The organism is Rhodobacter capsulatus, from assembly GCF_005144475.1.
Lineage (GTDB): Bacteria > Pseudomonadota > Alphaproteobacteria > Rhodobacterales > Rhodobacteraceae > Rhodobacter > Rhodobacter capsulatus_C.
Window position 1 is genome coordinate 14171 of the sequence record NZ_SWJZ01000065.1, and the last position, 12997, is coordinate 27167.

Here is a 12997-nt window from a genome sequence, read left to right on the forward strand (position 1 = left end):
TTTTTCGGACAAGTTGTGAAAAAAGGTTCTGGCACCACGGAACCGCAACGAAAGGAAGCACGCTTTGGCACGTATTGCTGGCGTCAACATTCCGACCGGGAAACGCGTCCCGATCGCTCTTCAATACATCCACGGGATCGGCCCGATGTTCGCGAAACAGATCGTGGACGCCGTCGGCATCGCCGAAGCCCGCCGGGTGAACGAACTGACCGACGCCGAAGTGCTCGCCATCCGCGAATACATCGACGCGCATTTCACCGTCGAAGGTGACCTGCGCCGTGAAGTCTCGATGAACATCAAGCGTCTGATGGACCTTGGTTGCTACCGTGGCCTGCGTCACCGCAAGAACCTGCCGGTTCGCGGCCAGCGCACCCACACCAACGCCCGTACCCGCAAGGGCCCGGCGAAACCGATCGCCGGCAAGAAGAAATAAGGGGAGGGGTAGCACATGGCTCGTGACAAGACTCGCGTCAAACGCAAGGAACGCAAGAACATCGCCGCTGGTGTGGTGCATGTGAACTCGTCGTTCAACAACACCAAGATCCTGATCTCGGACGTGCAGGGCAACGCCATTTCGTGGTCGTCCTCGGGCACGATGGGCTTCAAGGGTTCGCGCAAATCGACCCCCTATGCCGCGCAGATGGCCGCCGAAGACGCTGCCCGCAAGGCGCAGGAACACGGCCTGAAAACCGTCGACGTCGAAGTGCAGGGCCCGGGTTCGGGCCGCGAATCGGCGCTGCGCGCGCTGGCCGCGGTTGGCCTCAACATCACCTCGATCCGTGATGTGACGCCGATCGCCCACAACGGCTGCCGTCCGCCCAAGCGCCGCCGCGTCTGAGTATCTGTATTAAGCCGGGCCGTGCGGGGTGTTTCCGCGCGGCCCGGTCAGTTTCGTTTTTTCCTCGGGCGTTCCGGGCAAGGGACATGGGTCCGGAACAAGAATGGAGGCAGAGCGCATGATCCACAAGAATTGGGCCGAGTTGATCAAGCCGACGCAGCTTGAAATCAAGCCGGGCAATGATCCCCAACGTCAAGCCACCGTCATCGCGGAACCGCTGGAACGCGGCTTCGGTCTGACGCTGGGCAACGCGCTGCGCCGCGTTCTGATGAGCTCGCTGCAAGGCGCGGCGATCACCTCGGTGCAGATCGACAACGTGCTGCACGAGTTTTCCTCGGTCGCCGGCGTGCGGGAAGACGTCACCGACATCATCCTGAACCTCAAGGGCATCTCGCTCAAGATGGACGTCGAGGGGCCGAAGCGGCTCTCGATCTCGGCCAAGGGGCCGCGCGTCGTGACCGGCGCCGACATCTCGGAATCGATGGGCATCGAGGTCCTGAACAAGGATCACGTGATCTGCCACCTCGACGACGGCGCCGACGTGTTCATGGAGCTGACCGTGAATACCGGCAAGGGCTATGTGGCCGCCGACAAGAACCGTCCGGAAGATGCGCCGATCGGGCTGATCCCGATCGATGCGATCTATTCGCCGGTGAAGAAGGTCGCCTATGACGTGCAACCGACCCGCGAGGGCCAGGTGCTCGACTATGACAAGCTGACGATGAAGATCGAGACCGACGGCTCGCTGACGCCCGAGGACGCGGTGGCCTATGCCGCCCGCATCCTGCAGGACCAGCTATCGATCTTCGTGAACTTCGAAGAGCCGGAATCGGCCTCGAAGACCGATGCCGACGACGGGCTCGAGTTCAACCCGCTGCTGCTGAAGAAAGTGGACGAGCTGGAACTGTCGGTCCGCTCGGCGAACTGCCTGAAGAACGACAACATCGTCTATATCGGCGATCTGATCCAGAAAACCGAAGCCGAGATGCTGCGCACCCCGAACTTCGGCCGCAAGTCGCTGAACGAGATCAAGGAAGTGCTCTCCTCGATGGGGCTGCACCTCGGCATGGAAGTCGAGGATTGGCCGCCGGAGAACATCGAAGACCTCGCCAAGCGCTTCGAAGACCAGTTCTGAGAAATTCCGGGGGGTGGGCGACCGCCCCCCGACAATGCCCGGTCAGCCGGGGAACCCTGGGCATGATGCCCCAACGAAGCCCCCCGCACGCACGGGGCGCAACACAAAGTAAAATACGCTAAGGAGAGACCCATGCGTCACGCTCGCGGCTACCGCCGTCTGAACCGCACCCACGAACACCGCAAGGCGCTGTTCGCCAACATGTGCGGCTCGCTCATCGAACACGAACAGATCAAGACCACCCTGCCGAAAGCCAAGGAACTGCGTCCGATCATCGAAAAGCTGATCACGCTGGCCAAGCGCGGCGATCTGCATGCCCGTCGTCAGGCGGCTGCCATGCTGAAGCAGGACAAGGACGTGGCCAAGCTCTTCGAAGTGCTCGGGCCCCGCTACAAGGACCGTCAGGGCGGCTACACCCGCGTCCTGAAAGCCGGTTTCCGCTATGGCGACATGGCGCCGATGGCCTTCATCGAATTCGTCGAGCGCGATGTCTCGGCGAAGGGCGCGGCTGACAAGGCCCGTGAAGCGGCTTTCGAAGCGGCCGACGAATAAGCTTTCCGCAAGGAAAGACGGAAACCCGCCCGAAACGGCGGGTTTTCTTTTGCCGCAAGCGTGCAACCCGCGGTAGAATGAGAGCAGAATCCTGCTTCGAGCGCCGCGGATTGCAGCAAAAGCCCGCGCAGGGCAGCAATTCCCGGTTGATCTTTTCCTGTAGCACCTGTCTAAAAAGACATGTCCATTCACACCGAAATCAACAAGTGTCTGCGGGAAATCGGTCGCGTCGCGACGGATGGATATTTCATCGGTCTGCATATCCGTTTTGCCGCGCCGATCATGCAATTCCAGACCTATCCCGAAGCTTGGACAGATCACTACACCCGGCAGGCCTATGCCCTGCGCGATCCGACGATCGCCTGGGGCTTCTCCGAGGAGGGCGCCTGCCGGTGGAGCGAATTCACCTTGCCGGACCCGTTCAACATCCTGGGCGAGGCGCGGCGGTTCGGGCTCAATTACGGGGTGACCGTGTCCTGCGGTCCGGTGACCTCGCGTACGATTGCCTCTTTCACCCTGCGGGACCGTGAGTTCCGGGACGACGAGATCGATCTGATCTCGCAACAGATCCGGCGTCTGCATGATTTGGCGCAGCCGCCGGAGGGCCTGACCAAGGCCCAGATCGAGGCCCTGCGGTGCATCGCTGCCGGGGATCGACATGCTGCTGCTGCTGCGAAGCTTGGCATCACGCAGTCTGCGTTCAAGGCGCGTCTTCTGTCGGCGCGCGAGCGTCTGATGGCCAGAACCACGGCCGAAGCAATCCAGAGAGCGAAGGAGTACCGGCTGCTGTAGGTCCTCGCAGCGGTCACTTCCGGGCCGTTTCCCAACCCGGAGTAGACCGATGCAGACCACCACACTTTCCTTTGCCAACATGCACAACCATGGCGAGCTTTTCGCCAATATCTTTCGCGCACGGCGGCAAAGTTTCATCGTCCAGAACCGTTGGGAGCTTTCCGAAGCTCTTGGCATGGAGTTCGACCAATATGACACGCCGCAAAGCCGCTGGATCGCGGTGCATGACGACGGTCAGGTCCACGCCGGGGTCCGCCTGACCCCCTCCACCGCGAGTTGCGGCATTTACAGCTACATGATTCGCGATGCCCAGAAGGGCACTTTGGGCGGATCGATCCCGCAAGAGCTGCTTTGGGACCCCGCACCTGTCGATCCGCAGGTCTGGGAAAGCTCGCGCGTGTTCGTGTCGCATGACATCCCGATGCAGGCCCGTCGCAGGGTGCATTTCGAGCTGGTCGAGGCGATGGTGCGCTCGGCGCGCGATCAGGGCGCGACGCGGCTTCTGGCGATCAGTGCGGCAAGCTGGCCGCGCTGGTATCGCCGCTGCGGGCTGGTCGCGCAGGCGATCGGGCCGGTGATGTTCATCGGCGATGGCGATTACCAATGCGTCTCGATCGACCTGATGGCGAAGCTGCACTGATCCGCGGGTAAAGCCCGGTGGCGGCCCCGCCAATCGCCCCTTCCGCCGCGAAGCAGGCGGGGCTAGGGTGGGGCCGCCATGCCCGATCTGTTCGACACATCCGCACCCAAGGGGGCCGAGGCCCCGCGGCCGCTGGCCGACCGTATCCGTCCGCAGCATCTGTCCGAGGTGATCGGTCAGACCCATGTGCTTGGCCCCGAGGGGCCGCTGGGCGCGATGCTTGCGGCGCACTCGCTGGGGTCAGTGATTTTCTGGGGACCGCCCGGGGTCGGCAAGACAACGATCGCCCGGCTTCTGGCGCATGAAAGCGACCGCGCCTTCGTGCAGATCTCGGCGATCTTTTCCGGCGTGCCGGAGCTGCGCAAGGTCTTCGAGGCGGCGAAGCTGCGGATGGGGCAGGGGCGGGGTACGCTGCTCTTCGTCGATGAGATCCACCGTTTCAACAAGGCGCAGCAGGACAGTTTCCTGCCGCATATGGAAGACGGCACCATCCTTCTGGTCGGCGCCACGACGGAAAACCCCAGTTTCGAGCTGAACGCCGCGCTGTTGTCGCGCGCGCAGGTGATTGTTCTGGAACGGCTGTCGCTGGCCGATCTGGAACGCCTCGCGCAGCGGGCCGAGAAAACCCTGGGCAAGGCCCTGCCCTTGAAGGCCCCGGCGCGGGAAGCGCTGCTGGAAATGGCCGATGGCGATGGCCGCGCGGCCTTGAACCTGATCGAGCAGGTGATGGCCTGGAAGCTCTCGGCGCCGCTCGACACCGAGGCGCTGTCGTCGCGGCTGATGCGGCGGGCGGCGAATTACGACAAATCGGGCGACGGCCATTACAACCTGATTTCGGCCTTGCACAAATCCGTCCGCGGCTCCGACCCGGATGCCGCGCTTTACTGGTATTGCCGCATGCTCGAGGGCGGCGAGGATCCGCGCTTCATCGCCCGGCGCCTGACCCGGATGGCGGTCGAGGATATCGCGCTGGCCGATCCGCAGGCGCAGACGCAGTGCCTGCATGCCTGGGAAACCTATGAACGGCTGGGCTCTCCCGAGGGCGAACTGGCCCTGGCGCAGGCGGTCATTTATCTTGCCCTCGCGCCGAAATCGAATGCGGGCTATGTCGCCTACAAGGCTGCGCGCGAAGCCGCCCGCAAGACCGGTTCGGCGCCGCCGCCCAAACATATCCTGAATGCGCCCACCCGGTTGATGGAGGAACAGGGCTTCGGCTCGGGCTACCAATACGACCACGACGCCGAGGACGGCTTTTCGGGGCAGCATTATTTCCCCGACGGGATGAAACGGCCGGTCTTCTACACCCCGGTCGAACGCGGCTTTGAACGCGAGTTGAAGAAGCGCGTCGACTGGTTCGCGAAGCTGCGCGAAAAGCGCGGCAGTTGACATTGGCGGCGCGCGGGGCAAAGGAAACCGGATGATCCAGACCCTTCTTTTCGTCGCGCTTGGCGGAGCCATCGGCTCGGTGGCGCGGTATCTTGTCAACATCACCCTGCCGCGGCTGTTCGGCCATGGCTTCCCCTATGCGACGATGACGGTGAATGTCGTCGGCAGCTTCCTGATGGGGGGGCTGGTCGTGGTGCTGGCGATGAAGGGCGGCACCCGCTTCGCCCCCTTCCTGATGACCGGCATCCTGGGCGGCTTCACCACCTTTTCCGCCTTTTCGCTGGATGCGGCGAAGCTGTGGCAAGCGGGCGAGGTGACCACCGCGGCCGGTTACGTGATCGGCACGGTCGTTCTGGGTCTGGCAGCACTTTTCGCGGGCATGGCGTTCGCACGGGGGTTTTTCGCATGAGTTCGGTGCAACTGATCAAGGTGACCGAGGACGAGGGCGAAAGCCGTCTTGACCGCTGGTTGAAGAAGAAATTCCCGACCCTCACCCAGGGCGCGGTGGAAAAGATGTGCCGCACCGGGCAGCTGCGGGTGGATGGCGGACGGGTCAAGGCCTCGGACCGGATCGGGCCCGGCATGGAGGTGCGCGTGCCGCCGCTGCCGGAGGCGGGCGCGAAGGCCCCCGAAAGCCGCTCCGAGGCGCGGCGCGAGGCGACGCAGATTTCGCGCGACGATGAAAAGATGATCCAGGCTGCGGTGCTGTGGAAGGATGAACACATCATCGCGCTGAACAAGCCCGCGGGGCTGCCCTCGCAGGGCGGGTCGGGGCAGGGCGACCGGCATGTCGATGGTCTGCTCGATGCGCTGAAATTCGGCTACAAGGACCGGCCGAAGATGGTGCACCGGCTCGACAAGGACACCTCGGGGGTGCTGCTGATTGCCCGCACCGACCGCGTCGCCCGGGCGCTGTCCGAATCGTTCCGGCTGAAGACCACCCGCAAGATCTATTGGGCGGCGGTGGCAGGCGTGCCCAGCCCGAAGAAGGGCACGATTCGCTATGGTCTGGTGAAGGCCCCCGGCCATGGCCGCGGCGGCGAGGGCGAAAAGATGCTCTGCATCCATCCGTCCAAGGTCGATGCGACGCCCGATGCGAAACGCGCCACCACCGATTTCGCGGTGATCGACGGGCTGGGCTCGCGCGTCAGCTGGGTCGGCCTGGTGCCGATCACCGGGCGCACGCACCAGCTGCGCGCGCATATGGCGGAACTGGGCCATCCGATCGTCGGCGACGGCAAATATGGCGGCTCGGGGCAGGAAAATCTGGGCGACGGCTGGGGCTCGCAGCTGGGCGGCGAGATCTCGCGCAAGCTGCATCTGCATGCGCGCACGATTTCCTTTGACCATCCGATCACCAAGAAGCGCGTCACCCTGACCGCGCCCCTGCCCGATCACATGGTGCGGACCTGGAAGACGCTGGGCTGGATCGAGGGCGAAGCGCCGCTTGATCCGTTCGAGGACGATCGATGAAGCTGGCGATTTTCGACGTCGACGGCACGATCAGCGACAGTCAGGCGCATATCCTGGCCGCGATGACCGAGGCGTTTCGCACCGTCGGCCTGCCGCTGCCGCCGCGGGGCGACGTGCTGGCGATCGTCGGCCTGTCGCTGCCCGTGGCGATGGCGGAACTGGCCCCCGCGGCCGATGCGGCGACGCAGGCGGCGCTGGTGGCGGCCTACAAGGCCAGCTATTTCACCGGCCGCGCCGCCGCGCCCGCGCCGCTTTACCCGGGCGCGAAGGATTGCCTTTTGCGTCTGGCCGGGCGCGCGGATCTGTTGCTGGCCATCGCCACCGGCAAGTCGCGGCGCGGCGTGACGGCGCTGATCGCCCATCACGGGCTTGAGGGGCTGTTCACCTCGGCGCAGGTGGCCGATGACCATCCGTCGAAACCGCATCCCTCGATGGTGTTCGAGGCGCTCCGCGCGGCGGGGGTGGAGGCGAAAGACGCGGTGATGATCGGCGACACCACTTTCGACATCGAGATGGGCCGCGCCGCGGGCGTGGCGACGATCGGCGTCAGCTGGGGCTATCACCCTGTTTCGGATCTGCAAAAAGCCGGGGCTGGGCGGATCGTCAAAAGTTTCGCCGAGTTGGAACAGGCTTTGCAGGAGGGGCTTGCATGAGTGGCTGGAGCGCGAAACGGTTCTGGAACGCGGCTGGGGTCGAGGCTTGCGAGGAGGGCTTCACCGTCAAGCTGGACGGGCGCGGGGTGAAGACCCCGGCCAAGGCGGCGCTGGTGCTGCCGACCCGGGCGATGGCCGAGGCCGTGGCCGCCGAATGGCAGGCGCAGGGCGAAAAGATCGATCCGACGACGATGCCGGTGACCCGTTCGGCCAATGCCGCGCTGGACAAGGTGCGGGCGCAACAGGCCGAGGTGGCCGAGCTGGTCGCGGCTTACGGCGAGACCGATCTTTTGTGCTACCGCGCGAAGACGCCCGAGGAACTGGTGACGCAGCAGGCCGCGGCCTGGGACCGCTGGCTGGACTGGGCCGAGCGCCGCTATCAGGCGCGGCTGATCGTGACGGCGGGCGTGCTGCCCGTCGCGCAACCCGAACAGGCGCAGCGGGCGCTGGCCGAGCGGGTTGCCGCTTGCGACATCTGGGAACTGGCGGCTTTGCATGATCTGGTCGGCATCACCGGCTCGCTGGTGCTGGGCCTTGCCGTCGCCGAGGGCGAGATCGCGGCCGAGGACGCCTGGCGGCTGTCGCGCATCGACGAGGACTGGCAGATCGCGCAATGGGGCGCGGACGAGGAAGCCGCCGAGATGGCCGCGCTGAAGCGCGAAGCGCTGATCCACGCCGGACGATTCTGGATACTGCGGCATACCGCCTGAAACCCCGCCCCGCGCGTCTTTGCGATCTGCCGGATGCGCGCAAGACGGGCATTTGCCCGGCGAATGGGCGGTCGCACCCTCGAAAATTACTCAGACGTCTTGACCAATTCCGGGGTATTTGCGCAAACTCGGTCAGCCGGTGATGATCGGCACAGAACTTGCAGACCCGTCAAGGGCAGACTCACCGCCGCAACGGCGGCAACTCAGGAAGAGGTAAACATGAAACAATCCGTATTCTTCGGCTCGGTCGCGCTGGCCGCCCTCGTGGCGGGCGCGGCGTCGGCCTCGACGCTGGATGACGTCAAGGCCCGCGGCCAGCTGATCTGCGGCTCGAACCCCGGCCTGACCGGGTTCGCCGCGCCGGATGCCAACGGGGCCTATCAGGGCTTTGACGTCGCGGTCTGCAAGGCCGTCGCGGCGGCGGTGCTGGGCGATCCGATGAAAGTGAAATACGTGCCGCTGACCGGCGAGACCCGCTTCACCGCGCTGGCCTCGGGCGAGGTCGACGTGCTGGTGCGCAACTCGACCTGGACCTTCTCGCGCGATACCGAGCTGGCGCTCGATTTCGTCGCCGTCAACTACTACGACGGTCAGGGCTTCATGGTGAACAAGTCGCTGGGCGTCAGCTCGGCCAAGGAACTCGACGGCGCGACGATCTGCGTGCAGACCGGCACCACCACCGAGATGAACCTCGCCGATTTCTTCAAGGCGAACAACATGACCTATACGCCGGTGAACATCGCCGATGACGCGGAAGGCCAGCAAAAATTCGCCGCCGGTGCCTGCGACAGCTACACCACCGACGCTTCGGGCCTCGCCTCGTCGCGCGCGACGCTGCCGAATGCCGCCGATATCGTGATCCTGCCCGAGATCATCTCGAAGGAACCGCTCGGCCCGGTCGTGCGTCACGGCGACAACAACTGGGGCGACATCGTGCGCTGGAGCTTCTTCGCGCTTGTCGCCGCCGAGGAATACGGCGTGACCAAGGCGAACCTGGAAGAAGTGGCCGCCTCGACGCAGAACCCGGAAATCCGCCGCCTGCTCGGCCTCGAAGGCGACATGGGCAAGAAGATCGGTCTCGACAACGATTTCGCCAAGCGCGCGATCCTCGCCTCGGGCAACTACGGCGAGATTTTCGAAGCCAATATCGGCGCTTCGACCTCGATCGGTCTGGCGCGCGGCCTGAACGCGCAATGGACCCAGGGCGGGCTGATGTACGCCCCGCCGTTCCGCTGATCCGATCCATCGATGCGGCCGGGCCAAGCCCCGGCCGCATTTTGCATTTCAAGGACGGTCTGTCGGGGCACAAGTCCCGAACGCAGTCGGCGCAAAGCCGCGGGGCAGGCCGGACAGGGGAAAACCATGGCACTTGCAAGTGACCCGCCGAAAGCTGGCTTTCGGCTCTCGATGCTCATTTACGACACGCGGTTCCGCTCGATCACCATCCAGATCGTGGTGCTTCTGCTGTTTCTGGCCGGTCTCGTCTGGCTGCTCAACAACGCCTATGTGAACCTTGAAGCCAAGGGCAAGGACTTCAACTTCAGCTTCCTGTGGACGCGGGCGGGCTATGACCTGGCGCAGACGCTGATCCCCTATTCGAACGACGACACCCATTTCCGGGCGTTGATCGAGGGGCTCCTGAACACGCTTCTGGTGTCGGTGCTGGGCTGTTTCCTGGCCACGATCCTCGGCACGATCATCGGCGTGCTGCGGCTGTCGCAGAACTGGCTCGTGGCGCGGATCATGACGGTCTATGTCGAGACCTTCCGCAACATTCCGCTGCTTTTGTGGATCCTGCTCATGGGCACGATCCTGGCCGAAACCCGGCCGGTGCCAAAGGATTTCCGCCTGACCGAGGCGATGAAGGCCGCGGGCGAGGAGCCCAAGGCCTCGATGTGGTTTTTCGACTCCGTGGCGGTGACGAACCGCGGCACCAATGTGCCCGCGCCGGTCTTCGACCATTCGCTGGGCGTGGTCGATATCGGCTGGAACCTGCCTGTCAGCCTCAATGCGCTGGCGATCATCGCGGTGATGTCGGCGTCCTTCTGGGGCTGGCGGCGTTTCATCGCCCGCGCCAAGGCGGTGCAGGAGGCGACCGGCACCCGCCCCACGACCTGGTGGCCAAGCCTGCTGATCCTGTTCGCGCCGATTTCGGCGCTGCTCTACGGTCTCGGCTTCCATCTGGATTATCCGCAGATCACCAGATTCGACTTCACCGGCGGCTTCCAGATGCTGCATTCCTTCACCGCCCTGCTGATCGCGCTGACCGTCTACACGGCGGCCTTCATCGCCGAAATCGTCCGGGCGGGGATTCAGGCGATCTCAAAGGGCCAGACCGAGGCCGCCTATGCGCTGGGTCTGCGGCCGGGCCGCACCATGAGCCTTGTCATCCTGCCGCAGGCGCTTCGGGTGATCGTGCCGCCCCTGATCTCGCAATTCCTGAACCTGACGAAGAACTCGTCCCTGGCGATCGCGGTCAGCTACATGGACCTGCGCGGCACGTTGGGCGGCATCACGCTGAACCAGACCGGCCGGGAACTCGAATGCATGCTGCTGATGATGCTGATCTATCTGACCATCAGCCTGACGATTTCGAGCCTGATGAACCTCTACAACAAATCGATCAAGCTGAAGGAGCGGTGAGATGAGCGAGACCTCTTTCGTCCGCACCGAGATGCTGCCGCCGAAACCCGCCCCCGTGTCGCAGGTGGGGGCGATCAAATGGATGCGCGAGAACCTGTTCTCGGGGCCGCTCAACACCGCGCTGACGGTCTTCGGCCTGCTGGCCACGATCTGGCTGGTGCAGGCGGCGGCGCCCTGGCTGCTGCATGGCGTCTGGAATGCGAATTCGCTGACCGAATGCCGCGCGATCATCGCCGCCGCCCATGGCCCCGACGCCACCGGCGCCTGCTGGGCGGTCATCCGGGTGCGCTGGAACCAGTTCCTGTTCGGTTTTTACCCGGTCGATCAATACTGGCGGCTGTTCGTGACCTTTGCCGGGCTGTTCCTTGCCCTGGCGCCGGTGCTGTTCGACGCGCTGCCGCGCAAGCTGCTTTGGGGCGCGCTGCTTTACCCGCTGGCGGCCTTCTGGCTGCTGTGGGGCGGGCCGATCTGGGGGCCGGTGTCGGTGCTGGCGGGCTTCGCGATCCTTGGCCTGCTGTTCACCGCGCTGGCGCCGAAACTGGGCGTGCCGGTCTCGGCCGGGATCGCTCTTGTCGTCGCGGTGCTGTTCTGGCTTTACGCCGCGGCCCCGATCGAGGCGGCGCTGCAGGCGGTTCTTCCGCTGGCCCTGCCCGAGGTGGACAGCGACCAGTTCGGCGGCTTCCTGCTGGCGCTGGTGATCGGGGTGACGGCGATCGTCGTCTCGCTGCCGCTGGGCATCCTGCTCGCGCTCGGGCGGCAGTCGGACATGATGATCGTGAAGTCGCTTTCGGTCGGCGTGATCGAATTCGTCCGCGGCGTGCCGCTGATCACGCTGCTGTTCACCGCCTCGCTGCTGCTGCAATACTTCCTGCCGCCGGGGACGAATTTCGACCTGATCCTGCGGGTGGTGATCCTGGTGACGCTGTTTGCCGCCGCCTATATCGCCGAGGTGATCCGCGGCGGGCTGGCCGCCCTGCCGCGCGGCCAATATGAGGCCGCCGATGCGCTGGGGCTGGATTACTGGCAGGCGCAGCGGCTGATCATCATGCCGCAGGCGCTGAAGATCTCGATCCCGGGGATCGTGTCCTCGTTCATCGGGCTGTTCAAGGATACGACACTGGTGGCCTTTGTCGGGCTCTTCGACCCGCTCAAGGGCATTTCGAACGTCGTGCGGTCCGACATGGCGTGGAAGGGCACCTATTGGGAACCCTATATCTTCGTCGCTCTCATCTTCTTTCTCTTCAACTTCAGCATGTCGCGGTATTCGATGTATCTCGAACGCAAGCTGAAGCGTGACCACCGTTAAGGAGGCGCTCATGTCAGAGCCCAGCTATGACCACACCGTCGACCGCAGCCACATGCAGGTGAGCGACGAGGTCGCGATCCAGATCAGCCAGATGAACAAGTGGTACGGCCAGTTCCACGTGTTGCGCGACATCAACCTGACGGTGCATCGCGGCGAGCGGATCGTGATCGCCGGGCCTTCGGGCTCGGGGAAATCGACGATGATCCGCTGCATCAACCGGCTGGAGGAACACCAGTCCGGCAAGATCGTCGTCGACGGCATCGAACTGACCTCGGACCTGAAGAACATCGACAAGGTGCGGTCAGAGGTCGGGATGGTGTTCCAGCATTTCAACCTGTTCCCGCATCTGACGATCCTCGAGAACCTGACGCTGGCGCCCATTTGGGTGCGCAAGGTGCCCAAGCGCGAGGCCGAGGAAACCGCGATGTATTACCTGGAAAAGGTGAAGATCCCGGAACAGGCGCACAAATACCCCGGCCAGCTTTCGGGCGGGCAGCAGCAGCGGGTGGCGATCGCGCGCTCGCTGTGCATGAAGCCGAAGATCATGCTGTTTGACGAGCCGACCTCGGCGCTGGACCCCGAGATGATCAAGGAAGTGCTGGATACGATGATCCAGCTGGCCGAGGAAGGCATGACGATGCTCTGCGTGACCCACGAGATGGGCTTTGCCCAGGCGGTGGCGAACCGGGTGATCTTCATGGCGGAGGGGCAGATCGTCGAGCAGAACAACCCGCATGACTTCTTCCACAACCCGCAATCGGAGCGGACGAAGCAGTTCCTCAGCCAGATTCTGGGGCATTGACCGTGAAAGGGGGGGGGGGGGGGGGGCCCCCCCCCCCCCGGGGCGTAATTGGGTTGAAAATTTGGGG

At 64.4% G+C, this 12997-nt stretch carries 15 protein-coding genes; all 15 read left to right on the forward strand.

Features of this window, described 5'->3' with window-relative positions:
* The first annotated feature begins 64 nt into the window (after positions 1 to 64).
* The gene (rpsM, locus tag FBT96_RS15050; protein WP_136908052.1) at positions 65 to 433 is read left to right on the forward strand and encodes a 30S ribosomal protein S13; all 369 of its coding nucleotides are present in this window, start codon (positions 65 to 67) and stop codon (positions 431 to 433) included.
* A 15-nt stretch (positions 434 to 448) separates the two neighbouring features.
* Complete coding sequence (rpsK, locus tag FBT96_RS15055; protein ID WP_013066070.1) at positions 449 to 838, forward strand: 30S ribosomal protein S11; 390 nt, start codon at positions 449 to 451, stop codon at positions 836 to 838.
* A gap of 118 nt (positions 839 to 956) precedes the next feature.
* Positions 957 to 1973: a DNA-directed RNA polymerase subunit alpha gene (locus FBT96_RS15060; RefSeq protein WP_031323655.1), complete on the forward strand. Its 1017-nt coding sequence runs from the start codon at positions 957 to 959 to the stop codon at positions 1971 to 1973.
* Between the two features lie 132 nt (positions 1974 to 2105).
* Positions 2106 to 2525: a 50S ribosomal protein L17 gene (gene rplQ, locus FBT96_RS15065; protein ID WP_055211939.1), complete on the forward strand. Its 420-nt coding sequence runs from the start codon at positions 2106 to 2108 to the stop codon at positions 2523 to 2525.
* A gap of 180 nt (positions 2526 to 2705) precedes the next feature.
* Complete coding sequence (locus FBT96_RS15070) at positions 2706 to 3317, forward strand: autoinducer binding domain-containing protein (RefSeq protein ID WP_013066073.1); 612 nt, start codon at positions 2706 to 2708, stop codon at positions 3315 to 3317.
* 49 nt (positions 3318 to 3366) lie between these two features.
* Positions 3367 to 3957 (forward strand): acyl-homoserine-lactone synthase, encoded by a 591-nt coding sequence (locus FBT96_RS15075; RefSeq protein WP_136908054.1) that lies wholly within the window; start codon positions 3367 to 3369, stop codon positions 3955 to 3957.
* A 78-nt stretch (positions 3958 to 4035) separates the two neighbouring features.
* Positions 4036 to 5343: a replication-associated recombination protein A gene (locus tag FBT96_RS15080; protein WP_136908056.1), complete on the forward strand. Its 1308-nt coding sequence runs from the start codon at positions 4036 to 4038 to the stop codon at positions 5341 to 5343.
* A gap of 31 nt (positions 5344 to 5374) precedes the next feature.
* Positions 5375 to 5752 (forward strand): fluoride efflux transporter CrcB, encoded by a 378-nt coding sequence (gene crcB, locus FBT96_RS15085; RefSeq protein WP_136908058.1) that lies wholly within the window; start codon positions 5375 to 5377, stop codon positions 5750 to 5752.
* Positions 5749 to 6816, forward strand: a complete 1068-nt coding sequence (locus FBT96_RS15090; RefSeq protein WP_023922429.1) for an RluA family pseudouridine synthase — start codon at positions 5749 to 5751, stop codon at positions 6814 to 6816. The genes crcB and FBT96_RS15090 overlap by 4 nt, the downstream gene beginning before the upstream one ends.
* Positions 6813 to 7469, forward strand: coding sequence for an HAD-IA family hydrolase (locus FBT96_RS15095; RefSeq protein WP_136908060.1), 657 nt, complete (start codon positions 6813 to 6815; stop codon positions 7467 to 7469). The genes FBT96_RS15090 and FBT96_RS15095 overlap by 4 nt, the downstream gene beginning before the upstream one ends.
* Positions 7466 to 8179 (forward strand): ATP12 family chaperone protein, encoded by a 714-nt coding sequence (locus FBT96_RS15100; protein WP_136908062.1) that lies wholly within the window; start codon positions 7466 to 7468, stop codon positions 8177 to 8179. The genes FBT96_RS15095 and FBT96_RS15100 overlap by 4 nt, the downstream gene beginning before the upstream one ends.
* Positions 8180 to 8398: 219 nt before the next feature.
* A complete protein-coding gene (locus FBT96_RS15105) occupies positions 8399 to 9415 on the forward strand; it encodes an amino acid ABC transporter substrate-binding protein (RefSeq protein ID WP_136908064.1) in 1017 nt (338 codons plus the stop codon).
* 126 nt (positions 9416 to 9541) lie between these two features.
* Positions 9542 to 10822 carry an amino acid ABC transporter permease gene (locus FBT96_RS15110; protein ID WP_136908066.1) on the forward strand — a complete coding sequence of 427 codons (1281 nt, stop codon included), beginning with the start codon at positions 9542 to 9544 and terminating at the stop codon, positions 10820 to 10822.
* A 1-nt stretch (position 10823) separates the two neighbouring features.
* Positions 10824 to 12128: an amino acid ABC transporter permease gene (locus tag FBT96_RS15115; protein WP_136908068.1), complete on the forward strand. Its 1305-nt coding sequence runs from the start codon at positions 10824 to 10826 to the stop codon at positions 12126 to 12128.
* 10 nt (positions 12129 to 12138) lie between these two features.
* On the forward strand, positions 12139 to 12930 hold the full coding sequence (locus FBT96_RS15120) for an amino acid ABC transporter ATP-binding protein (protein WP_136908070.1): 792 nt from the start codon (positions 12139 to 12141) through the stop codon (positions 12928 to 12930).
* Positions 12931 to 12997: the final 67 nt, after the last annotated feature.

Excerpts from the sequence above, each read along its gene's own strand:
- rpsK (WP_013066070.1), top strand. The coding sequence starts at position 449 with ATGGCTCGTGACAAGACTCGCGTCAAACGCAAGGAACGCAAGAACATC.
- FBT96_RS15060 (WP_031323655.1), top strand. The coding sequence starts at position 957 with ATGATCCACAAGAATTGGGCCGAGTTGATCAAGCCGACGCAGCTTGAA.
- rplQ (WP_055211939.1), top strand. The coding sequence starts at position 2,106 with ATGCGTCACGCTCGCGGCTACCGCCGTCTGAACCGCACCCACGAACAC.
- FBT96_RS15070 (WP_013066073.1), top strand. The coding sequence starts at position 2,706 with ATGTCCATTCACACCGAAATCAACAAGTGTCTGCGGGAAATCGGTCGC.
- FBT96_RS15075 (WP_136908054.1), top strand. The coding sequence starts at position 3,367 with ATGCAGACCACCACACTTTCCTTTGCCAACATGCACAACCATGGCGAG.
- FBT96_RS15080 (WP_136908056.1), top strand. The coding sequence starts at position 4,036 with ATGCCCGATCTGTTCGACACATCCGCACCCAAGGGGGCCGAGGCCCCG.
- crcB (WP_136908058.1), top strand. The coding sequence starts at position 5,375 with ATGATCCAGACCCTTCTTTTCGTCGCGCTTGGCGGAGCCATCGGCTCG.
- FBT96_RS15090 (WP_023922429.1), top strand. The coding sequence starts at position 5,749 with ATGAGTTCGGTGCAACTGATCAAGGTGACCGAGGACGAGGGCGAAAGC.
- FBT96_RS15095 (WP_136908060.1), top strand. The coding sequence starts at position 6,813 with ATGAAGCTGGCGATTTTCGACGTCGACGGCACGATCAGCGACAGTCAG.
- FBT96_RS15100 (WP_136908062.1), top strand. The coding sequence starts at position 7,466 with ATGAGTGGCTGGAGCGCGAAACGGTTCTGGAACGCGGCTGGGGTCGAG.
- FBT96_RS15105 (WP_136908064.1), top strand. The coding sequence starts at position 8,399 with ATGAAACAATCCGTATTCTTCGGCTCGGTCGCGCTGGCCGCCCTCGTG.
- FBT96_RS15110 (WP_136908066.1), top strand. The coding sequence starts at position 9,542 with ATGGCACTTGCAAGTGACCCGCCGAAAGCTGGCTTTCGGCTCTCGATG.
- FBT96_RS15115 (WP_136908068.1), top strand. The coding sequence starts at position 10,824 with ATGAGCGAGACCTCTTTCGTCCGCACCGAGATGCTGCCGCCGAAACCC.
- FBT96_RS15120 (WP_136908070.1), top strand. The coding sequence starts at position 12,139 with ATGTCAGAGCCCAGCTATGACCACACCGTCGACCGCAGCCACATGCAG.